Source organism: Methylobacterium radiodurans (genome assembly GCF_003173735.1).
Classification (GTDB): Bacteria; Pseudomonadota; Alphaproteobacteria; order Rhizobiales; family Beijerinckiaceae; genus Methylobacterium; species Methylobacterium radiodurans.
Map to the genome: position 1 here is coordinate 2373972 of NZ_CP029551.1, position 20527 is coordinate 2394498.

At 71.7% G+C, this 20527-nt stretch carries 19 protein-coding genes; 8 read left to right on the forward strand and 11 right to left on the reverse strand.

Annotated features, from left to right (window positions below):
- Positions 1 to 2: 2 nt before the first annotated feature.
- The 5 genes from DK427_RS10975 to DK427_RS10995 form a co-directional block, all read right to left on the reverse strand.
- Complete coding sequence (locus DK427_RS10975) at positions 3 to 1550, reverse strand: AMP-binding protein (protein ID WP_109951291.1); 1548 nt, start codon at positions 1548 to 1550, stop codon at positions 3 to 5.
- Complete coding sequence (locus tag DK427_RS10980) at positions 1543 to 2091, reverse strand: (2Fe-2S)-binding protein (protein ID WP_109951292.1); 549 nt, start codon at positions 2089 to 2091, stop codon at positions 1543 to 1545. The genes DK427_RS10975 and DK427_RS10980 overlap by 8 nt, the downstream gene beginning before the upstream one ends.
- Entirely contained in the window at positions 2082 to 2918 is an 837-nt protein-coding gene (locus DK427_RS10985) for an FAD binding domain-containing protein (protein WP_109951293.1), read from the reverse strand. The genes DK427_RS10980 and DK427_RS10985 overlap by 10 nt, the downstream gene beginning before the upstream one ends.
- Positions 2915 to 5881: a xanthine dehydrogenase family protein molybdopterin-binding subunit gene (locus DK427_RS10990; protein ID WP_109951294.1), complete on the reverse strand. Its 2967-nt coding sequence runs from the start codon at positions 5879 to 5881 to the stop codon at positions 2915 to 2917. The genes DK427_RS10985 and DK427_RS10990 overlap by 4 nt, the downstream gene beginning before the upstream one ends.
- 138 nt (positions 5882 to 6019) lie before the next feature.
- The gene (locus tag DK427_RS10995) at positions 6020 to 6871 is read right to left on the reverse strand and encodes a helix-turn-helix domain-containing protein (RefSeq protein ID WP_109951295.1); all 852 of its coding nucleotides are present in this window, start codon (positions 6869 to 6871) and stop codon (positions 6020 to 6022) included.
- A 184-nt stretch (positions 6872 to 7055) separates the two neighbouring features.
- Here DK427_RS10995 and DK427_RS11000 point away from each other — a divergent pair, with 184 nt between their 5' ends.
- The 7 genes from DK427_RS11000 (at position 7056) to DK427_RS27535 (ending at position 13438) form a co-directional block, all read left to right on the forward strand.
- Positions 7056 to 7790, forward strand: a complete 735-nt coding sequence (locus DK427_RS11000) for a sulfite exporter TauE/SafE family protein (protein ID WP_109951296.1) — start codon at positions 7056 to 7058, stop codon at positions 7788 to 7790.
- 211 nt (positions 7791 to 8001) lie between these two features.
- Positions 8002 to 8742, forward strand: coding sequence for a GntR family transcriptional regulator (locus DK427_RS11005; protein ID WP_109951297.1), 741 nt, complete (start codon positions 8002 to 8004; stop codon positions 8740 to 8742).
- A gap of 89 nt (positions 8743 to 8831) precedes the next feature.
- Complete coding sequence (locus tag DK427_RS11010) at positions 8832 to 10070, forward strand: MFS transporter (protein ID WP_109951298.1); 1239 nt, start codon at positions 8832 to 8834, stop codon at positions 10068 to 10070.
- A 4-nt stretch (positions 10071 to 10074) separates the two neighbouring features.
- Positions 10075 to 11004, forward strand: a complete 930-nt coding sequence (locus tag DK427_RS11015; RefSeq protein WP_109951299.1) for an amidohydrolase family protein — start codon at positions 10075 to 10077, stop codon at positions 11002 to 11004.
- Between the two features lie 45 nt (positions 11005 to 11049).
- Positions 11050 to 12405, forward strand: coding sequence for an MFS transporter (locus DK427_RS11020; RefSeq protein ID WP_109951300.1), 1356 nt, complete (start codon positions 11050 to 11052; stop codon positions 12403 to 12405).
- A 175-nt stretch (positions 12406 to 12580) separates the two neighbouring features.
- Positions 12581 to 12958, forward strand: coding sequence for a transporter substrate-binding domain-containing protein (locus tag DK427_RS27530; RefSeq protein ID WP_425452581.1), 378 nt, complete (start codon positions 12581 to 12583; stop codon positions 12956 to 12958).
- Between the two features lie 21 nt (positions 12959 to 12979).
- Complete coding sequence (locus DK427_RS27535) at positions 12980 to 13438, forward strand: type 2 periplasmic-binding domain-containing protein (protein ID WP_425452582.1); 459 nt, start codon at positions 12980 to 12982, stop codon at positions 13436 to 13438.
- A 149-nt stretch (positions 13439 to 13587) separates the two neighbouring features.
- Here the strand turns inward: DK427_RS27535 and DK427_RS11030 are convergent, their stop codons facing one another.
- The 5 genes from DK427_RS11030 to DK427_RS11050 are packed head-to-tail and all read right to left on the reverse strand — an operon-like array spanning position 13588 to position 18930.
- The gene (locus tag DK427_RS11030; RefSeq protein ID WP_109951301.1) at positions 13588 to 14823 is read right to left on the reverse strand and encodes an amidase family protein; all 1236 of its coding nucleotides are present in this window, start codon (positions 14821 to 14823) and stop codon (positions 13588 to 13590) included.
- 56 nt (positions 14824 to 14879) lie between these two features.
- Positions 14880 to 16184 carry an amidase gene (locus DK427_RS11035; RefSeq protein WP_109951302.1) on the reverse strand — a complete coding sequence of 435 codons (1305 nt, stop codon included), beginning with the start codon at positions 16182 to 16184 and terminating at the stop codon, positions 14880 to 14882.
- A 21-nt stretch (positions 16185 to 16205) separates the two neighbouring features.
- Positions 16206 to 17168 (reverse strand): ABC transporter substrate-binding protein, encoded by a 963-nt coding sequence (locus tag DK427_RS11040; RefSeq protein WP_109951303.1) that lies wholly within the window; start codon positions 17166 to 17168, stop codon positions 16206 to 16208.
- 44 nt (positions 17169 to 17212) lie between these two features.
- Positions 17213 to 18085 (reverse strand): ABC transporter permease, encoded by an 873-nt coding sequence (locus DK427_RS11045; RefSeq protein WP_109951304.1) that lies wholly within the window; start codon positions 18083 to 18085, stop codon positions 17213 to 17215.
- Positions 18085 to 18930, reverse strand: a complete 846-nt coding sequence (locus tag DK427_RS11050) for an ABC transporter ATP-binding protein (protein WP_109951305.1) — start codon at positions 18928 to 18930, stop codon at positions 18085 to 18087. Before DK427_RS11050 ends, DK427_RS11045 begins: the two co-directional genes overlap by 1 nt.
- Positions 18931 to 19158: 228 nt before the next feature.
- On the opposite strand from DK427_RS11050, the gene DK427_RS11055 reads away from it, so the two are divergent.
- Positions 19159 to 19500, forward strand: coding sequence for a transposase (locus DK427_RS11055; RefSeq protein WP_109951306.1), 342 nt, complete (start codon positions 19159 to 19161; stop codon positions 19498 to 19500).
- Between the two features lie 69 nt (positions 19501 to 19569).
- Here DK427_RS11055 and DK427_RS11060 read toward each other — a convergent pair whose 3' ends face one another.
- Positions 19570 to 20520 carry an acetamidase/formamidase family protein gene (locus tag DK427_RS11060; RefSeq protein ID WP_109951307.1) on the reverse strand — a complete coding sequence of 317 codons (951 nt, stop codon included), beginning with the start codon at positions 20518 to 20520 and terminating at the stop codon, positions 19570 to 19572.
- Positions 20521 to 20527 lie beyond the last annotated feature (7 nt).

Sequence of the window (20527 nt, forward strand, 5' to 3'; positions counted from 1 at the left end):
CGTCAGGCGGCGGCCGGCTCGCCCGCGGCCTCGGGCTGGTACTCGCCGGCCACGAGCTGGCGGCGGAGCAGCTTGCCCACGGGTGATTTCGGGATGTCGCCCACGAAGACGTAGGCGCGGGGCAGCTTGTGACTCGGCAGGCCGGCCGCGCGGCAATGGGCGTCGAGGGCGGGGCCGTCGGTGCCGTCGCGGCGCTTGACGAAGGCGGTGACGCGCTTGCCCCAGCGCTCGTCGGGCAGGCCGACCACCGCCACCTCGGAGACCGCGGGGTGCAGTGAGAGGCAACTCTCGATCTCGACCGGCGAGACGTTCTCGCCGCCGGTGATGATCATGTCGTCGACCCGGCCCGTGACGAAGATGTCGCCGTCGGCATCCGCGAAGCCCGTGTCGCCGGTGAAGTACCAGCCGCCGCGGAACGCCTTCGCGTCCGCCTCGGGGCGGCGCCAGTAACCCTCGAAGGCCTCGTCGCCGCTGGCGATCACCGCGATCTCGCCCTCCTCGCCGGGGGCGGCGGTCGCCTCCGGATCGGCGGCGCCGAGCGGCACCACGCGCACCAGGGTATTGAGGCCGGCGCGGCCCGCGGATCCGGGCTTCTTCGCGGCGTCCTGGTTGATCGTGAAGGTGTAGACCTCCGACGAGCCGTAATGGTTGACGAAGAGGTCGGGCCGGAACGCCTCGGTAAGTCTCGCGAGCAGGCCGTCGGTCATCGGCGCGCCGGCGAAGCCGAGCTTGCGCACCGAGGCGGTGTCGGTCCGGGCGAAATCCGGATGGTGCACGAGGTCGTGGTAGAGGGTCGGCACGAGGTAGAGGTTCGTGACCCGCTCGGCCGCGATCAGGCGGAGCGCCCCGGCCACGTCGAAGCGCGGCAGGCAGACGAAGGCTCCGCCGATCAGCGACATGGCGATGAGCGAGCGCACGCCCATCGTGTGGTAGAGCGGCATGACGCCGAGCGTCCGCTCGCCGCGCGCGTAGAGGTTCTGCGCCACATGGGCGAGCGCGGCGGCGCGCTCCGCGCGGTGGCGGCGGGGCACGCCCTTCGGCTTGGCCGTGGTGCCCGAGGTGTAGAGCATCAGCGAGGTGGCCTCCGCGCCGACGCGGGGCCGGACCGGCGGCGCCCCGGGCCGCGCGAGATCCGCGAAAGGAATTGTCCCCGAGCCCGTGCCGTGGCCGACAGCGATGCGCGGCAGGCTCCTGGCGGCGGCGCTCGCCCGCACGGCGGCTGCCGAGACCTCCTCGTAGGCGAGTGCCCGGGCGTCGGAATTCTCGATCGCGAAGTCGATCTCGTCGGGCTTGGCGCGCCAGTTGATCGGCGTCAGCACGAGGCCGGCGAACTGGCAGGCCCAGTGCAGCGTCGCCGCCTCCAGGCGGTTCTGCAGCACGGTGACAAGGTGGTCGCCGGGCTTGAGGCCGAGGCGGTCGAGCCCGGCCACCGTGTCGGAGATCCGCGCGTACCAGGCCGCGTAGGTCAGGCGGGTCTCGCCGTCCACCATGGCGAGCGCGTGCGGGTCCCGCGAGACGCTCGCGAGAAAGCTGGTGCCGAGGTCAAGCATGGGGCTTCTCCGCGTCGGTCGCCTCTCGGGTCGCGGGGTCGGACGGGTCCTCGCCGCGCAGGATGGCGGCGGCCTCAAGCGCCGCCGCGAGGATCGAGGCGTAGCCGGTGCAGCGGCAGAGATGGCCGCCGACGACTTCCGTGAGCTCCGCGCGCCCGGCCCGCGGACGCAGGCGCAGGTAGGCGTCGAGCGACATCAGGATCCCGGCGGTGCAGAAGCCGCATTGCAGGGCGTGGTGGCGCCGGAAGGCCGCCTGGAGCACGCCGAGGCGTCCGGGCTCGGGGGCCAGTCCCTCGACCGTGCGCAGGTTGCAGCCCTCGACCCCGACCGCCAGCGTCAGGCAGGCGCGCGCCGGCACGCCGTCGATCGCGACCGTGCAGGCCCCGCAGACGCCGTGCTCGCAGCCGACATGGGTGCCGGTGAGCCCGAGCCCGTGGCGGAGGGCGTCGGTGAGCAGCGTGCGCGGCTCGACCTCGACCTCGGCGGGCGCGCCGTTCAGGGTGAAGCGCACGCGGTGGCGCTGATGCGCGTCTAGCTGCATCGGAGGCTGTCCTGTCGCGCCTCGCTCAGCACGCGGCGACCGAGCTGGCGCACGAGGTCGCGGCGGTAGCGGGCGGTGGCGTGGAGATCCTCGCCCGCGCCGAGATCCCAGGCGAAGGCGTTGAGGGCGTCGTCGAGGGCGGAGCCGTCGAGGAGAGGGAAGTCCCGCGCGGTTGGCCGGTCGGCGACGCCGCCCACCGCGAGGCGCATGCGCCGGGCGTCCACGACCGCCGCGCAGGCTACGATGGCGAAGTCGCCGTGGCGGCGTCCGACCTCGGCGAAGGCGTAGCCGGTCCCCGCCGCCCGGGTCGGGTAACTGACCGCCTCGATCAGCTCATCGTCGGCACGCTCCGTGACCATCATGCCGGTGAAGAAGTCCTCGGCGCGCACGCTCCGCCGACGCTTGCGCGCGCGCAGCCGCACCTCACCTTCGAGGGCTACGAGGCAGAGCGGGATCTCGGCGCTCGGGTCGGCATGGGCGACCGAGCCGCACAGCGTGCCCCGCGCCCGGGTCTGGACATGCCCGACCCAGGGGAGCGCCGCGGCGAGCAGCGGCAGGTCGGCGGCGAGCCCCGGCCGGTCGAGCAGGATCGCCTGGCGCACGCCGGCCGGGATCACGAGCGCGCCCCGCTCCGGCACGGGCTCGCGCAGCGCCGCGATCCGCATCACGTCGACGAGCAGGGCAGGCTTCGTCAGCCGCATGTTCAGCATGGGCAGGAGGGACTGGCCGCCCGCCATAACGCGGGCCTCGTCGCCGTGCCGCGCGAGCGCGTCGAGCGCCTGGTCGAGGCTTTCCGCGCGCAGGTAGCCGAAGGGGGCGGGCTTCATCGCGTGATCCCCAGGCGGGCGAGGAGGCGGCGCAGCAGGCCCGGGGCGTTCGCGCGTGCGCCCGCGGATCCACCGGCCCTGCGGGCCAGCGCCGCGAAAAAGCCGCCGATGATCACGCGGGCGGCGCCGTCGAGCAGGCGCCCGCCCACCGCCGCGACCTTGCCGCCGACCGCGGCCTCGTAGGCGTAGCCGATCCGCGTGCCCGGCCCCTCGGGCGTCAGGGTGATGCGGCCGGAGCCGCCGCCGTTGCCGAGCGCGCCGGTCACCGTGCCGGCGAGCGTCGCCGCGCGCGGGGCGTCGAGGTCGGAGAGCCGGATGTCGGCCTTGTAGCGGCCCTTCACCGGTCCGACGCCGAGGGTGACCTCGGCGGTGAAATGCGTGTCCGAACACTTGCGCACGCCGTGCGCCCCCGGGATTACCGAGGCCAGCACATCGGGATCGAGCAGCATCGCCCAGACGGCCTCGGGCGCCGCCGCGACGAGCGCCGAGCCCTCGCCCCGCATCGTGCGGTCGCCGGGCTTGGCGGCTGACGGGCGCTGCCCGGCGGGCGGCGCCGGCTCGTCGCGGCCGGCGGCGAGCGCGGCGAGCTTGGCCGGGGTCAGCGGCAGGTCGATCGCCGCGAGGCCGAGCGCGTCCGCCACCGCGTTGGCGAGGCAGACCGGGGTCGACATGCAATTGCCCTCGCCGACGCCCTTGGCGCCGAGCGGCGTGAAGGGCGACGGGCTCTCGACGTGCAGGACCGTGAGGTCCGGCATCTCGGTCGCGGTGGGGAGGAGGTAGTCGGCCAGCGTCCCCGACAGGAAGGCGCCGTCCTCGCCGTAGGCGAGTTCCTCGTAGACCGCCGCGCCGAGCGCCTGCGCGAAGCCGCCGCGCACCTGCCCCTCGACCATGCCGGGATGCAGGATCCGCCCGCAATCGTGCATGGTGACGTAGCGGTCGATCGCGATCTTGCCGGTGACCGGATCGACCTCGACCGCGCAGAAATCGAAGATGAAGCCGTGGCAGAGCGAGGAGTTGATCGCGTCCGCCTCGTCCGGCGCCGTGAGCTGCGGGGGCGTCCAGAAGGCGGTCTCGCGGATCGGCGCGCCGTCCATGTCGGGCAGGAGGCCCGGCGACCAGTGGGCCGTCGCCGCGACGCGGGCGAAGGGAAGCGAGGCGTCCGGGTTCGTGCGCGATCCGACGCGGCCCCCGGCGAAGACGAGGTCGTCCGCGCGCAGGTTGAGCTGGGTCGCCGCCACCGCCGCGAGTTTCTCACGCAGCCGCACGGCCGCTTGGTGCGCCACGCCGGCCACCGCAGCGGCGAAGCGGCTCGAATAGTTGCCCGAGGCGATCGACCACGCGTCCTTCGCGGTGTCGAGGTCGGCGGTGACCCGGATCTGGTCGAGGCCGATCCCGAACACGTCGGCCACCACCTGCGCCAGCACGGTGCGGTGGCCCTGGCCCTGCGGCACGGAGGCGACCTGCACGGTCACCGCGCCGACCGGATCGAGCGTGATGGTCGCGGTGGCCTGCGCCCCGTTCTTCGGCCCGGCCTTGGCGCGCTCGGCCGCGGTGAGGACGGTGGTGATGTAGCCCATGTTCGAGACGCTGGGCTCGACCGCCGCGGTGTAGCCGATGCCGTAGAGGCGGCCCGTGGCGCGGGCCTCGGCGCGGCGGCGGACGAGGGCGTCGAGCCCGCCGTCGCGCGCGGCCACGTCGAGGGCGTGCTGGTAGTTCCCGGAATCGTAGAGCGCGCCGGTCGCCGTGCGGTAGGGGAAGGCGTCGGCCGGGATCAGGTTGCGGCGGATCACCTCCAGCGGGTCGAGGCCGAGCGTCACGGCGATGCGCTGCATCAGCCGCTCCAGGGGATAGTAGACCTGCGGGCCGCCGAAGCCGCGCACCAGCCCGGTCGGCGTCTTGTTGGTCAGCACTACGCGGTTGCGCATCCGCACGTTCCGGATCGCGTAGGCGCCGGTCATGTTGCCGTGCATCCGGTAGAGGGTGGCGGGCTCGGGCGCGCGCAGATACGCCCCGCAATCCTCGACCTGATCCCAGTCGAGGGCCTCGACGCGGCCCTCGTCGTCGAAGGCGGCCGTGAGCGTGGTCACCCGGTTGGTGGCCGAGACCGAGGCGGCGAGATGCTCCAGCCGGTCCTCGACCCATTTCACCGGACGGCCGACCTTGCGGGCGGCCGCCGCGATCACGACCGCGTAGGGCGCGACCCCCTGCTTCACGCCGAAGCTGCCGCCGGAATCGGGGGGCGTGCGCAGGCGCAGGCGGTTGCCCGGCACCTTGAGCGCCCGGGCGACCACGGCGTGGATGCTGAACGGGCCCTGGAAGTTGGCGAGCACGTCGTAGCTGTCGTCGGCGGCGTCGTACTCGGCGACGACCCCGTAGGTCTCCATCGGGGAGCCGGTGTTGCGAGGGTAGCGCACCGTCACCGAGAGGGTGTGCTTCGCCCGCCCGAAAGCCGCTTCCGGGTCGCCGTAGCGGAAGGAGCGGTCGCTGACCTGGTTCGCGCCGACGCCTTCGTGGAGGACGGGCGCGTCGGGCGCCAGGGCCGCGAGCGGATCGACCACGGCCGGACGCGGCCGGTACGCGACCTCGACGAGGTCGCAGCCGTCCTCGGCGACGTAGCGGTCGATCGCTAGGACGACGGCGACCGGCTCGCCGACGTAGCGGACGCGATCGACCGCGACGGCGCGGGCATCCAAGGCCGCGCGCAGGGCGGGGACGAGGCCCGCGGTGATGTCGAGGAGGTCGCGCCCGGTGAACACGGCCGCGATGCCCGGCAGAGCCAGCGCGGCGGCGGCGTCGATCGCCAGGATGTCCGCGTGCGCGTGGGGCGAGCGCAGGATCGCCGCGTGCAGCGTGCCCGGCTTCGTGCCCAGATCGTCGATGTAGCGCCCGCGCCCCGACAGAAGGCCCGCGTCCTCGACGCGCGCGACCGACCGTCCGACGAACGGGATGTGCTCGATGCCCAACGTTCGCGTCCTCGTCCGGGGCTCTTGCCGGCCCGGTGCGAGGAGGATGCATCGCGTTGAACGCGACGGAGGATCCCGCCGCGTCTCACGACTTACCGAAACGTCTCAAAAAGCGCCGCGGCAAGAAGCCGGTGGTGCTCAGGCGAGCGGGGGCGCGCCGCGGCGCACGATGCTGCGGAAGACGCTCGGCGGGACGCCGACATGGTCGCGGAAGAAGCGTGAGAAATGCGCGGGCGTGGAGAAGCCGAGACCGAGCGAGAGCTCCGTCAGTCCCTGGTCGGTGCCGACGATGGTCCGGACCGCGCGCTCGACCCGGATGGCGTTCTTGAAGACGTTCGGCGAGGCGCCGGTCGTCTGCTCGAACAGGCGGTAGAAATGGGCCCGCGAGAGCCCGACCTCGCGCGCGAGCGCGTCGATGCCGGTCTCGCTCCCCGGCTCGGCCCGGAGCCGGACGATGGCCCGCTGCACGCGCCAGTCCCGGCCGCGGCTGGCGCCCCGCAGGGAGAACCCGGCCTCGCGCCACGCGGTGAACCGCTCGATCAGGGCGATCATCAGCCCGGGCAGCAGGGTCTCACGGATGTGGCGCGCGTCCGGTGCGTAGACCATCTCGGCCGCGAGATCCCGGGCGAGCTGACGGATCCGGGCCGTGATCAGCCCGACCGGCTGCTCGAAGAAGCCCGGAGCGCCGCTCGCCGCCCAGTTGTTGCGGAACGATCCGAGCCAGGCGGGCTCGATGTAGAGCGCGAGGATCATCGCCTTGTCGCGCGCCGGATCGTGCAAGTAGGCGTGCGTCTCCCAGGCGTTGACGAGGACGGCTTGCTCGTCCGTGAGGCGGACGACGCGCTCGCCGACCAGGAACTGTGTGTCGTCGCCCTCGACCTTCAGCAGGACGTGGCAGTGATGATGCGCGTGCCGGACCAGGCCGCGGTCCATGTCGAGCAGGGCCACCCGGCCGAAGTCGCCGTGGGCAATCTCGAGAGCTTCGGACATCCGGCCCGGATATCACACCGCCCGAGGAGCGGCCAATCGCGCGCGCCGCCCAGGCCCTGCCGTCCGCGGGCGCCCAGTCTGCGTCATGCTGCCGGCTGCCAGGGCTGGCGTCGCGGCGGAAGGGAACCTAAGGCGCAACCGCCGCTCGCACGATCGGGCCGATCCTCCAGTCAGGCTCCCCAGCATGCTCGTCCTCATCGCCGTCGTCTTCGGCATCGCCGGCTTCGTGAAGGGGGTGATCGGCCTCGGGCTGCCGACCGTCTCGATGGGCCTGCTCGCCGTGGCGATGACGCCGCTGCAGGCCCTGACCATCGTCATCGTGCCCGCCATCGTCACCAACATCTGGCAGACCTTCGCCGGGCCTTACCTGCCCAGCATCCTGCGCAGGCTGTGGCCGCTGCTCCTCGTCACCGGCGTCGCGATCTGGGCATCCGGCGCGCTGATAGCGGGCCCCTACGCGCGCTACGCCACAATCGTGCTCGGGATCCTGCTGGTGATCTACGCGGGGCTCGGGCTGACGCGTCTGCAGTTCCGGACGGCGCCCCGGAACGAGAAATGGATCGGCGGCATCGTCGGCCTCCTGACGGGCGTGATCTCGGCTGCCACGGGCGTTCAGGTCATACCGTCGATGCCATACCTGCAGTCGATTGGCCTGGAGAAGGACGAACTGGTCCAGGCGCTCGGCGTCTTCTTCACGGTGGCGACGTTGGCGCAGGCGTTCAATCTCACGAGCGTGGGCCTCCTCAACGCCTCGACCGCTCTGCCGGGGCTTCTCGCGATGGGGGCCGCCTTCGCCGGCATGTTCGCGGGCCAGGCGATCCGCCAGCGGATGGATCCGGATGGGTTCCGCCGGTGGTTCCTGATCGCGATGCTCGTGCTCGGCCTCTATCTGGCCGCCAGCACGATCGTGTCCCTGTAGCGCCGCAGCGAGGCCGGCGCGCCGGACATGGAGCTGACCGGCCGCCAGCTGATGCTTTGGTGGACCGAAACGCACCGTCGCCTCGATCGCCTCCGACAATGGCGCCGCGTGATGCGGTGCGAGAGCGCTGACAGCGGATAGAATCGGTTGGGCCGGACTTCTCGCTCCGACCCCATTGGCTAGCGGGCAGGCGGGTCATACAGTCATACACATGATTTCGAGCCCGACGACCCAACCTGACCTTCGCCTGCCTCTCTACCAGCGCCTGCGCGACGAGATCGCGCACCAGATCGCGCGCAACACTTGGCGGTCCGGCGAGCCGATCCCGACCGAGGCCGAACTCGCCGCCACGCATGGTGTCGCCATAGGCACCGTGCGGAAGGCGATCGACGTCCTTGTCGCCGACGGTTTGGTCGAGCGCCAGCAGGGCCGCGGCACCTTCGTCCGTCGTCCGCGCTTCGACCGCTCGCTGTTCCGCTTCTTCCGGCACCTCGGACCGGACGGAAGCCAAGTCGTGCCGGAAGGCAGGATCCTGTCGCGCGCGCTTCGCCCGGCACCCGAAACCGTGCGCGCGGCTCTCGCCGTCGATGCGCGCGCCGAGACGATCCAGCTGGTCCGCCTCCGACTGCTGCAGGGGCGCCCGATCCTGTCCGAGGAGATCTGGCTGCCGGCCGGGCGCTTCGCCCCCCTGCTCACGGCGCCGCTTCCGGAGATCGGCGATCTCCTCTATCCGGCCTACGAGCGGCTCTGCAACGAGATCGTCGCCCGCGCCGAGGAGACGCTGACCGTCGCCTCAGCAACCGCGGCGGACGGGGAATGCCTGGATATCGCCGAGGGCGCACCCGTCGTCGTCGTCGAGCGCCTCGCCTTCGGCTTCGATGGCCGCCCGATCGAGTGGCGCCTCACCCGGGGTGCGGCCGCGGACTTTCGCTACCGTATCGACATCCGCTGACCGTTCTCGGGTGCCTTGACGCTCGCAACGAACCGTGTTCCTCTAGTCATATAAATGACTAGTCCTCTTGCGAGGACGGAGGAAACCCCGTGTTCCGCTGGTACCGTGAGACCGGTCCGGCCGAGCGTCGCACCTTCTGGGCCTGCCTCGGGGGATGGTCGCTCGACGCCCTGGACGTGCAGATGTTCAGCCTGGCGATCCCGGCCCTGATCGCCACCTTCGGGCTCAGCCGCTCGGATGCCGGCCTCATTGGTGCCGTCACCCTGGTCGCGGCGGCCTTCGGGGGATGGATCGGCGGCTTCCTGTCGGACCGGCTCGGCCGGGTTCGGGCCCTGCAGATCACGGTCCTCTGGTTCGCGGTTTCCACCTTCCTGGCCGCCTTCGCGCAGAGCTTCACGCAGCTCCTGGCGCTGAAGCTGCTGCAGGGAATCGGCTTCGGTGCCGAGTGGGCGGCCGGGGCCGTCCTGATGGCCGAGGCGATCCGGCCGGAGCATCGCGGGAAGGCTCTCGGCGCCGTTCAGGGTGGCTGGGCGATCGGCTGGGGCGCCGCCGTGCTCCTCTCGACCCTCGCATTCTCGTGTCTTGAACCGGAGGTCGCCTGGCGCGCGCTGTTCGCCTGCGGCCTCGCGCCGGCGCTCTTCATCCTCTACCTCCGCCGCTCCGTGCCCGAACCGGCGAGGCCCCGCACCGCCGCGGCCGTTCCTGCGCACGCCGGTCCCCTCGCGATCTTCTCGCCCGGCCTGCGCCGGGCTACGGTGATCGGGGCGCTCCTCGGGCTGGGCGCCCACGGCGGCTTCCACGCCCTATTCACATGGCTGCCCACCTATCTGAGCGCCGAGCGCGGCACCTCGGTCCTCGGCACCGGCCTCTACCTCGCGATCATCATCGCGTCCTTCGGCCTGGGCTGCCTCGTCGCGGGCGGACTGGTGGACCGCCTCGGCCGGCGGCGGACGGTGGCGCTCTTCGCCGGGGGCTGCATGGCCCTGGTCGTCCTCTACCTCTTGGTCCCCATCGACGGCACGGTCCTGCTGCTCCTCGGCGCCCCCCTCGGCTTCTGCGCGGCCGGGATCCCGGCGAGCCTCGCGGCCCTGTTCAGCGAGCTCTTCCCCTCCGGCCTGAGGGGGACCGGGATGGGCTTCTGCTACAATGCCGGGCGTCTCGCCTCCGCTGCGCTTCCCCTCGGCGTCGGCCTGCTCAGCGAGATCTGCGGCCTCGGTCCGGCTATCGGCCTGTTCGCCCTGGCCGCCTACGGGCTGGTCCTCCTCGCCGTCGGCCTCCTGCCGGACGCGCGGAGCGGCGGCGCGCTCCTCCCCCAAACCCCGAGATGATCCGATGAACCGGCGCACCTTCTGCCGCGACCTGCTCGCGGGCAGCCTCGCTCTCGCCCTTCCCGGGCTTGGCCGCGCAGCGGAGGCGACGGCCTCGCGTATTGCGCCGGGCCTCGCCCAGGGCACCGCCGCGGTGGACACCCACGCCCACGTCTTCACCCGCGCCCTCACCCTGGCCGGCGAGCGGCGCTACGCCCCCGACTACGACGCGAGCACCGCCGATTACCTGACGATGCTGGACCGGAACGGCATGGCCCGCGGCGTGCTGATCCAGCCGAGCTTCCTCGGCACCGACAACGGCTACATGGTCTCGGCCCTGCGCCAGGCGCCGGAGCGGTTGCGCGGCATCGCGGTCCTGTCGCCTGAGGTGGATGCCGGGACGATGCGCGACTTGGCGGAGGCGGGAGTCGTCGGCCTGCGCCTCAACCTGATCGGGCGGCCGGACCCGGATTTCGGCACGCCCGTCTGGCAGAGCCATCTGGCGCGGGTGAAGGATCTCGGCTGGCAGATCGAGGTCCAGGCCGAGGCCCGCCGCCTCGGTGGCCTTCTCCCGCCGCTGATCGCGGCGGGAATCCCCGTGGTGGTCGATCATTTCGGCCGCATCGATCCCGCCCTCGGCATCGCCGATCCCGGCTTCGCGCAGCTCCTGGGCTTCGGTGCCGGCAGCGGCGTCTGGGTGAAGCTGTCGGGCGCCTACCGCATCGGCAGCGGTGAGGCGGGAAGAGAGACGGCGCGGGCGGCCGCCGAGCGCCTGCGGGCGTCCTTCGGAGCGGGACGGCTGCTCTGGGGCAGCGACTGGCCGCACACGCAGTTCGAGACGCAGGCGAGCCCCGCCGAGGCGCTGCGCGACCTCGAAGCCTGGATACCGGACGCGGCCGAGCGCCGGATCGTCCTCGGAGACACCCCCGCAAAGCTCTTTCGCTTCGACCGATAGCCCCCGCGAGCCCGGCGCTCCGGACCAGACGACGAGGACTGACCCATGTCACGGACGACCGTATCCCCAACCGAGGCCGGCGGCACCTTCGAGAGCCGGACGATGCGCAAGGTCGGGCTCCGCCTGATCCCCTTTCTGGTGCTGTGCTACTTCATCGCCTACGTCGACCGGGTGAATGTCGGCTTCGCGGCGCTGACGATGAACCGCGACCTCGGCCTCTCCACCGCGGCCTTTGGCCTGGGCGGGGGCCTGTTCTTCGTGGCCTACGTGCTGTTCGAGGTGCCGAGCAACCTCGCGATGGAGCGGGTGGGCGCGCGGATCTGGATCGCCCGCATCATGATCACCTGGGGGCTCGTCGGCATCGGCTCGGCCTTCGTGACCGGCCCGGTCAGCTTCTCGGTCGCCCGCTTCCTGCTCGGCGCGGCCGAGGCCGGGTTCTTTCCCGGCGTCATCCTCTACCTGACCTACTGGTTCCCGAAGGCCTACCGGGCGCGCATCGTAGCGATGTTCATGGTGGCGATCCCGCTCTCCAGCTTCTTCGGCTCGCCGCTCTCCGCCGCGCTGCTGACCCTCGACGGCTCGGGCGGCCTGCGCGGCTGGCAGTGGTTGCTGATCCTGGAGGCCGTGCCGGCGGTCCTCCTCGGTCTCGCCGCCCTCGCCCTGCTCCCGAGCCGCCCCGCGGAGGCGACGTTCCTCACCGCCGAGGAGCGGGCTTGGCTGACGGACCGCCTCGACACCGAGCGCCGGGCCGCCGAGGCCGGACAATCGCACGCGCACGGTCTCGCCGCGGTCCGGGCGGTGCTCACGAACGGTAAGGTCTGGATCCTCGCCGTGATCTACGCGGGCAGCTCGGCAACCAGCAACACGCTGTCCCTCTGGATGCCGCAGATCCTGAAGGGGTTCGGCCTCAGCAACCTGGAGACCGGATTGCTGAACATGATCCCGTTCGGCATCGCCTCGGTGTTCATGATCGTCTGGGGCCTGCGGGCGGACCGCAGCGGCGAGCGCATCTGGAGTACGGCCCTGCCACTCGCGCTGACCTCCCTCAGCTTCGCCCTGACGCTGCTGACGGGCTCGCTCTGGATCACGCTGGTCCTGCTGTCGCTGGTCCTGCTCGGCAACTACGCCATCAAGGGTCCGTTCTTCGCCCTCGCCACCGAGACCTTGCCGCCGGCCCAGGCGGCGGCGGGCATCGCGGCCATCAACACCCTGGCGCATCTTGGAACCGGCGCGATCACTTCGCTGATCGGCGTGCTGCGCGAGCAGACGGGGAGCTTCCCGCTTGCCCTCCTGCCGCTCTGCGCCCTCACGGGCACGGGATGCGCCCTGGTCTTCTGGCTTGGTCGCCGGCGATCCCGGACGGGCGAGGTCGGCGCCACCAGCGCGGTCGCACGGGCATGACGCGGCTCGGGCTGGACGCTGACGGACGCTTACGGCTCGGACGGGCGCTTCAAGGCCGTTGGTACCGGCTACCGCCCCGACGATGACGGCCGTCGCCGCCCTGTTGAACATTCGGCTCGGCGGCGCCTTCATCTGCGGGAACTGAACGGCGAAGGGCCGAGAGAGCGAGCCACCGATGACGCGCTTCCGTTACGTGGCGGTGCAGGCCACGATTTGTGCAGTCCTCATGCTCATCAACGCCGGAGATAGCAGGATGGCGAGAGCTGACGATGACGACATCGCGCGTCACATCGCGCCGACAGGGACGCTGCGGGCCGCGATCAACTACGGCAACATCGTCCTGGCCCAGCGGGGGCCGGACGGGGAGCCGGCCGGGATCTCGGCCGATCTGGCCCGTGAGCTTGGACGCCGGCTCAAGGTTCCAGTGTCGTTCACGACCTTCGACACGGCCGGCAAGGTCGTCGATGCGTTGAACGGCCCCGGGAGCTGGGACGTGGCCTTTCTGGCCGTCGATCCGAAGCGAGCCCAGACGATCGCCTTCACCCCGCCCTAGGTGATCATCGAGGGGGCCTACATGGTCCCGAAAGCCTCTCCGATCCTGGAGAACGACCAAGTCGACCGGCCCGGGGTCAGGATCGCGGTCGGCCGAAACACGGCCTACGACCTGTATCTGGCGCGCGCCCTCACGTCGGCCGAGCGCGTTTTCGCTCCGACCTCACAGGTGGCCCTGGACCTGTTCCGCCAGGAACGGCTGGACGCGGTCGCCTCCGTCAGGCAGCCGCTGGAGATCTACGCACGCGACCATGCGGATGTGCGCGTCCTTCCCGGGCGATTCATGGTGATCGAGCAGGCCATGGCGGCACCGAGAGGACGCGACACGGCCTTGGCCTATCTGGCTCGCTACATCGAGGAGATGAAGGCGTCCGGATTCGTAGCGACCGCCCTGGCCCGCAGCGGCCAGCACGATGCCGCCGTCGCGCCGAGATCGGAAGCACCGTCGCGACCCCCCACGCGCACCGGTTCCAGGGCGTGAAAATATGAGACGCGGGTTTCGGTTGCGAGGCTCGTCCGCGGCCGGAATGAGTTGTTCGGGGCCAGTCATCCTGCCGGTCAGAAGACCTCCCGACGGTCGAACGTCCGCTCTGACGAACCGCTCGGCGGACTGCACTTTCAGCGCGGCAGTCAGCGTGCCAAGGCCCGCTCGACGAAGCTTGCGGCGGCGAGCGCGCGGGCATCCTCCCCGAACGGTGCGACCACCTGCACGCCGAGCGGCGGTCCGTCACCGGGGACCGGGACTGTCACGCAGGGGACGCCCAGCAGCGTCCAGAGCCGGTTGAAGCGCGAGTCGCCCGTCGAGGCGTAGCCGTGAGGCGCCGTGCCCGGCGCCGGCAGGGTAAGCACGACGTCGACGCCCTCACCCTTCAGCATGTCGCGAAAATCTCGCCGGCCCGCGCGGGCCACCCGCCGCGCCGCGTCGTAGGCCGCGGCCGGGATCGCGCCCGCCGCATCCAGCTGCGCCCGCAGCAGCGGGGGCAGCGCCGCGCGGTGGTGGGTGTATTCCCAAGCGAGCGCGCGGATCCCCTCGAAATCCTGGATCGTGCCGTGCAGTTCGAAGGCCTCCCGGTAGAGACCCGGCAGGGCGAGATCGCACATTGACGCGCCGGACGCCTCTGCGGCCCGCGCAGCGCGCCGGAGCGCGGCGAGGCCCTCCGGCTCCGGGTCCGCGCAGAAATCCGGCACAAGAACTCCGATGCGGAGTGGTGCGTCGTCGAGGCGCTCGATCTCAGCCCGGTCAGTGAGGAGCGCCAGCGCGTGAGCGGCGTCCGCGACGCTCGCGGTGAACAGGCCGAGCGTGTCGAGGGTCCAGGAGAAGCACTTCATCCCGACGGTCGGCAGGAGCCGGAACGAGGGCTTGATGCCCACGACCCCGCAGAAGGCGGCCGGCCGGATCACCGAACCGCCGGTCTGGGTGCCGAGCGCCAGCGGCAGCATCCCGGCGGCGACCGCGGCGGCCGAGCCCGCCGAGGAGCCGCCCGGCGTGCGCCCCGGCGCATTGGGGTTTCGCGTCCGCGTCGGGTCCATGAAGGCGAAGGCGGTCGTGGTGGTCTTGGCAAGCGCGACGCCGCCGAGCGCGCGGAACCGCGCCACCGCCGGCGCGTCGGCCTTCGGGCGCCAGCCCTCGTAGATCGACGAGCCTATCTGGGTCGGCAGGTCGGCGGTATCGATGACGTCCTTCACCCCAAAGGCGATGCCGGCGAGCGGGCCGGCCTGCGGCACGACCGGGTCCGGGTCGAGACTGACGAGGGCACCCACCTCCGGTTCGCGTGCCGCGATCGCCTCTCGGACGAGCGCCAATGCACCCGCAGGCGTGAGGGTGCCCGCCTCGATGCGGGCGCGAAGGGACATGAGCGAGAGCATGGAACAGCCTTCTGGCGGCGCGACTGCGCGGCCGCCGAGTGTCGGACAGGGGCTCGTCAGAGTGCGGGGAAGCGCCGGGGGCGATCGAGGATCGTCTCGCACCAGCGCGCGATCCGCAGCAGGCGCAGATCGTTGCGGTAGGCCGCGACGAGCTGGATGCCGAGCGGCAGGCCGTCGATACCGCCCGCCGGGAGGGTGAGGCAGGGCACACCGAGATACGTGAAGGGCACGCAGAAGGAGGGGTCGCCCGTGTAGGCTAGGCCCTGCGGCGCGGCACCGGGCGACGGCAGCGTGAGCAGCGCGTCGAAGCCGTCGAGCGCCGCGCCGAACTCGGCGCGCAGCTCCGCCTGGAACTGCCGCGCAGCGATGTAGCGGACCGCCGGGATGCCGGCGCCCTCCTGCACGAGATCGCGCAGCGGGGCGCTGACCTTGTCCGGATGGGCCGCGATCAGCGGCGCATAGATCGCCGAGGCCTCGCAGGCCAGGATGGTGCGCGCCGCCTCCGCCGTCCCGGCGAAGGCCTCGGGCAGGGCGAGGCTCTCGACGCGGGCGCCGGCCACTCGGAACCGCGCTGCGGAGGCCTCCAGGCAGGCGAGCGCCGCCGGCTCCGCCTCGTCCCAGGGTCCGATCCGGACCAGGGCGAGGCGCGGGCCCGCGAGGGGCTCGACGCCCTGTTCCGGGTCGATCCGGAACGGCGGCAGGGGCTGTCCGTGCGGGTCCGCATCGCTCGCGCCCGCGAGCAATCCAAGGGCGAAGGCCGCGTCCGTGACCGAGCGGGTGAACAGGCCGATATGGTCGAGGGAGCCGGCCAGCGGATGCACGCCGGTGCGGGGAATCGCGCCGTAGCTCGGCTTCAGCCCCACCACGCCGCAGAAGGCGGCCGGGCGGATCACCGAGCCGAAGGTCTGGCTGCCGAGCGCCAGCGGAGCGAGCCCGGCCGCGACCGCAGCGGCGGAGCCGCTGGACGAGCCGCCGGGCGTGTGCCCGAGGCGCCAGGGATTGTGGGTCGGGCCGGGATGGCGCCAGGCGAACTCCGTGGTGACGGTCTTGCCGAGCACCGAGGCGCCGAGGTCGCGCAGGCGCGCCACCACCCAGGCATCCGCCGCAGGCACGTGATCCGCGTAGATCGGCGAGCCGTTCGCGGTCGGCAGGTCGCGGGTCGCCACGATATCCTTCACGGCGACCGGGATGCCCCCGAGTGGGCCGTCCGCCGGCTCCATCGGCTCGGCCAGGACCGTGAAGGCGCGCACGGTGGGATCGAGCTGCCGTGCCCGCGCGTGGAGGGCGGCGGCGTAGGCCTCGGGGTCGAGGCGGCCGGCGCGGATCGCCAGGACCGCCTCGACGAGGCCGCGTTCGTGCATCGACACGGTTGCGTCAGCTCCTCAGTTGCCGGCCGTCGCCTTCGTGATGAAGTCGCGCCGCACGAACGTCGCGTAATCGGGCTGGGCCGCGAGGTTGCCGAGCGCGATCTGCGTGTCCAGACCCAGGGTCATCGCCTCCTTGGTGATGTCCACGCTGTCCGGATACACCTTCTCGGTCGTCATGCGCTTCACCGCCGCCTCGACCACGGCGGGGTCCAGAGTCGGGAACTGCTTCTTGGCAACCGCCACGGCTCGCGCGGGTTCGGCGTGCATCAGCCGGATCGCCGCCTGCATGCCGTTCACGAAGGCCTGGGCGACGGCCGGGTCGACGTCCTTGCGGGCGCTCACGGCCGAGAAGGCGTAGGGGCCGTACTTCTCGGGGAAGCCGAGCACCACCTTCATGCCCTTGGCGACGACCTGATCGAGGCCGGGCTCGTACATCACCGCGACCTTGGCCTGGCCGGCGAGGAAGGGCCCCGGCTCGGTGCCGAGCGCGACCTGCGTGAGCGTCACGTCGTCCTTGCTCATCCCGTTCTCCTTCAGGAGCTTCAGGAAGAGCGAGGTGCTGGTGGTCGGCATCAGGCCGGTGACGATGGTCTGGCCTTTCAGGCTCTTCACGTCCGTCCAGGGGAAGTCCGGCGCCGTGGCGATCCAGACCGCGGCACCGTTGACGACGTTGGCCACCACGTTGACGGGTGCGCCCTTGGAGGCCGCCACCGCGGTCCATTCGGGCCCGTGGATCGAGAACTGCGCGCTCTTCGAGATCACGGCGGAGAGCGCGACGCTCGGCGCGCCTGCCGTCTCCTTCGTGACGTCGATGCCGGCCTTCTCGAACAGGCCCTCGTCCATGGCGACGTAGAGCGGCAGGTAGAGCATCGACTGAAAGGCCTGGGAGACCGTGGCCTTCAGCTCGGCGGCGAGCGCGGGGAGCGGGCTCGCGCAGGCGAGGAGTGCGGCGAGCAGGGCGGGACGCAGCGGCTTCATCGGGACGGATCCTGGGCGGGAGGGGCGGGAGGGGAAGAGAGGCGTCAGACCTGGATGCCGCCGGCCGTCGAGACCTGGCGCCAGGGCAGGATGCGGCGCTCGACGACGTCGATGACGTGGTAGAGGACGAAGCCGACGAACATCAGCACGAACAGCCCGACCCAGACCGTATTCAGGTCGTACAGGGACGAGGCGTTGTAGATCAGGTGGCCGAGGCCGCGCTGGGACGAGATGAACTCGCCCACGACCGCACCGACCAGCGCGAAGCCGATATTGATCCGGAACATCCCGATGATCGCCGGCAGCGTGGAGGGCACGATGACCGAGCGGAAGATCCGGTTCTTGGAGGCCCCCATCGAGGCCATCAGCGCCTGGAGGTCCGGGTCGGCGTCGCGCGCGGCCTGATAGGCGGCGATGAGCGCGACCAGCGCGGTGAGCGAGACCGCGAGCGCCACCTTCGAGACGAAGCCGGTGCCGAACCACAGGATCACGATCGGCGCGAGCGCGATCTTGGGCACCGAGTTGATCGCCACGATGAAGGGCTCGACCACCCGGGCGACGAGGACCGAGTACCAGAGCGCGAGGCCCGCCAGCGAGCCGAGCGCCGTGCCGATGACGAAGCCCAGGATGGCCTCGATCAGCGTGTACCAGGTGTCGACCGCGAGGCTGCCGTCCATCAGGCTCGCCCGGAAGACGCGCCAGATGCCGGACGGCGCGCCGACCAGGAACTCGGTGAGCCAGCCGGCATCGACCGCGATCTCCCAGGCGGCGAAGAACACGGCCACCGCGACGACCTGGATCAGGCCTCGGCCGAGGGCGGTGTCGACCGCGCGGGCGAGCGGGCCCGGGCCGCGGCGGATCGCGGCGGGGCGCTCGGCCTCGGGCGGTGCGGCGGATTTCAGAGCGTGCGTCGTCATCAGGCGGCCTCGGCGCGGGCGGTGGAGGCGGTCCCGGCGCGGGTCTGAATGTCCAGCTCGCCGCACAGGGTGTGGAAGTAGTCGGAGAAGTGCGGGTCGCTGCGCGCGCCGATCGGCGAGCGGTCGCCGAGTTCGATCGCGTGCACGTTCTTCACCCGCGAGGGCCGGCCGCCCAGCACCACGACGCGCTTCGACAGGGCCACCGCCTCGTCGATGTCGTGGGTGACCAGCACCACGGTCTTGCCGAAGCGCTCCACCGCGTCGAGCAGCACGCCTTCCAGGTAGAGGCGGGTCTGGTAGTCGAGGGCCGAGAACGGCTCGTCGAGGAGCAGGATGTCTGGATCCATGATGAGCGTCCGGATCAGCGCCGCGCGCTGGCGCATGCCGCCCGAGAGGGTCTTCGGATAGGCGTTCTCGAAGCCGCCGAGACCGAACTGGGCGAGGTAGCGGCGGGCCGTGTCGGTGGCCTCGCGCGGGTCCGTGCCCCGCATCTCCAGGCCCAGCATCACGTTCTGCAGCACCGTGCGCCAGGGAAACAGCAGGTCCTTCTGCATCATGTAGCCGATCCGGCCCCGCAGGCCCGCCACCGGCCGTCCGCGGAACAGCATCGTGCCGGCATCCGGTTCGAGCAGCCCCGCGATGACGTTGAAGACCGTGGTCTTGCCGCAGCCCGACGGCCCGATGATGCTGACGAAGTCGCGCTCGTGGATGTCGAAGCTCAGGCCGTCGAGGACTGGGACCGGGCCGGACCGGGCATGGAAGCTCTTGCGGATGCCGCGCAGCGCGAGCTGCACGGGGGCGGTCTTTGGGTCGGCGGAGCTGTCGGGTGTCGGCGTGGGGTCCATCGGAACTCCTCAGGCTGCATCGCTCGCACGAGGATTGTCCGGCGCGGTGTGTGGAATCCCAAGGTGAAATGGGCTGCAGGACCGGCCGGCCCTTGCGCAAATCGGCGCCCTTCGGCCCGCCCGGAAGGCGCTTCCGCCGCCAAACGTCAAAATTGCCGGATCGGTCCGCTTCTTGCTCGCCTCGCAACCGAGGGGTGCACTCGCGACTGCCGAACCGGGAGATCCTGTATGCGTCGATCCCTGCACACGGACGAGGAGATCGCCTTCCTGCTGGGCGAGGCCGCGCGCGGTATACCGATCGCCGAGATCTGCGCGAGCGCCCACGTCTCGCTCGGCACCTTCTATCGCTGGCGCCGCCGCCTCGGCGGCCTCAAGCCCGCGGGCGTCGTCCGCCTCGACCGGGCGGAGCAGGAGAACGCGGTCCTGCGGGCGGAGGTGCAGCGCCTGCGCGCGGCGCTGGCGGCGCGCTCCGTCCCGGCCGACCGGGCGCTGCCGCCGCGGCCGGGTCCGCGCCATCGCGGTGCGGAGGCCAGCGTGGGCCGCTTCGCATTCGTCCGGACGGCGAATTGAGCAGGAGAGCCACCTGCGCCGCCGGATGCGGCGCGGGCCTCCTCTCCGTTGGGAGGCACCGTCCGCGGCTCACCCCTTCTGGGCGAGAGCCGCCTTCGGCATCAGCATGTGCACGCCCTTGTTGCCATCCACAGTCTGCGTGATGCGCAGGTTCCCGGCGAGCGAGCAGAGCATGTAGGCTTGGTTGCGGGTGAGGTCCGTGCGCGCGCAGACGAGGCGCACCATCTCGCGCACGGCCTGGCGCATCGCCTCGTCGAGGGTCTCGTGCAGGCCGATCGACATCAGGTCGGTGGGTGTCTCGGCGAAGGGCCAAACGCCCCGGAGATCCTTGCGCACGGTGAGCCGGAAGGTGCCGGTCAGCCCGGTCTCCAGCGCGGTGATGCAGACCTCGCCGTCGCCCTGCACGCCGTGCCCGTCGCCCGCGTAGAAGCCGGCCCCGGGGTTGAACACCGGCAGGTAGAGCGTGGTGCCGACCCGCATCTCCTTGTTGTCCATGTTTCCGCCGAAGGCTCGCGGTACCGGCGTGCCGACCCGGCCCCAGGCAGCCGGTGGGGCGGTGCCGAGGATGCCGAAGAAGGGGTCGAGCGGGAGTTCCGTGCCCCAGGGCAGGCGGCAGACGCCGCGCGCGACGTCGATGTCGGCGTGAACGGTCTCGTAGTCGGTGAATTCGTCGGGCAGCGTGCCGAGCAGCGGCAGGATCGCCACGAACCCCCAGTCGAGCCGGAACTTCAGATCGAGGATGTCGACTTGCAGCATGTCGCCGGGCTCGGCGCCGCGCACGTGGACAGGTCCGGTGACGAAGTGGGGGCCGGGTCCGGGCTTCAGCGTATCGAGCGCCGCCGTAAGGTCGGCCGGGAGCCGCGACGAGTCGGGGTGGAGCGATTCTCGGCCGCCTGCCGGGTGCGAGTGCAGGGTGACGGTGTCGCCGGACTCGACGGTGAGAATGGGCGCGAGCGCGGCGTCGAAATAGCCGAGCACCATTGTCTCGGGGGTGGCGGGAATCTCGTGATGCGTGGACACGGGGGTC

Bases quoted from the DNA above. Each gene is read 5' to 3' on its own strand.
- DK427_RS10975 (WP_109951291.1), bottom strand. From the start codon at position 1,550: ATGCTTGACCTCGGCACCAGCTTTCTCGCGAGCGTCTCGCGGGACCCG.
- DK427_RS10980 (WP_109951292.1), bottom strand. From the start codon at position 2,091: ATGCAGCTAGACGCGCATCAGCGCCACCGCGTGCGCTTCACCCTGAAC.
- DK427_RS10985 (WP_109951293.1), bottom strand. From the start codon at position 2,918: ATGAAGCCCGCCCCCTTCGGCTACCTGCGCGCGGAAAGCCTCGACCAG.
- DK427_RS10995 (WP_109951295.1), bottom strand. From the start codon at position 6,871: ATGTCCGAAGCTCTCGAGATTGCCCACGGCGACTTCGGCCGGGTGGCC.
- DK427_RS11000 (WP_109951296.1), top strand. From the start codon at position 7,056: ATGCTCGTCCTCATCGCCGTCGTCTTCGGCATCGCCGGCTTCGTGAAG.
- DK427_RS11005 (WP_109951297.1), top strand. From the start codon at position 8,002: ATGATTTCGAGCCCGACGACCCAACCTGACCTTCGCCTGCCTCTCTAC.
- DK427_RS11015 (WP_109951299.1), top strand. From the start codon at position 10,075: ATGAACCGGCGCACCTTCTGCCGCGACCTGCTCGCGGGCAGCCTCGCT.
- DK427_RS11020 (WP_109951300.1), top strand. From the start codon at position 11,050: ATGTCACGGACGACCGTATCCCCAACCGAGGCCGGCGGCACCTTCGAG.
- DK427_RS27530 (WP_425452581.1), top strand. From the start codon at position 12,581: ATGACGCGCTTCCGTTACGTGGCGGTGCAGGCCACGATTTGTGCAGTC.
- DK427_RS27535 (WP_425452582.1), top strand. From the start codon at position 12,980: ATGGTCCCGAAAGCCTCTCCGATCCTGGAGAACGACCAAGTCGACCGG.
- DK427_RS11030 (WP_109951301.1), bottom strand. From the start codon at position 14,823: ATGCTCTCGCTCATGTCCCTTCGCGCCCGCATCGAGGCGGGCACCCTC.
- DK427_RS11035 (WP_109951302.1), bottom strand. From the start codon at position 16,184: ATGCACGAACGCGGCCTCGTCGAGGCGGTCCTGGCGATCCGCGCCGGC.
- DK427_RS11040 (WP_109951303.1), bottom strand. From the start codon at position 17,168: ATGAAGCCGCTGCGTCCCGCCCTGCTCGCCGCACTCCTCGCCTGCGCG.
- DK427_RS11045 (WP_109951304.1), bottom strand. From the start codon at position 18,085: ATGACGACGCACGCTCTGAAATCCGCCGCACCGCCCGAGGCCGAGCGC.
- DK427_RS11050 (WP_109951305.1), bottom strand. From the start codon at position 18,930: ATGGACCCCACGCCGACACCCGACAGCTCCGCCGACCCAAAGACCGCC.
- DK427_RS11055 (WP_109951306.1), top strand. From the start codon at position 19,159: ATGCGTCGATCCCTGCACACGGACGAGGAGATCGCCTTCCTGCTGGGC.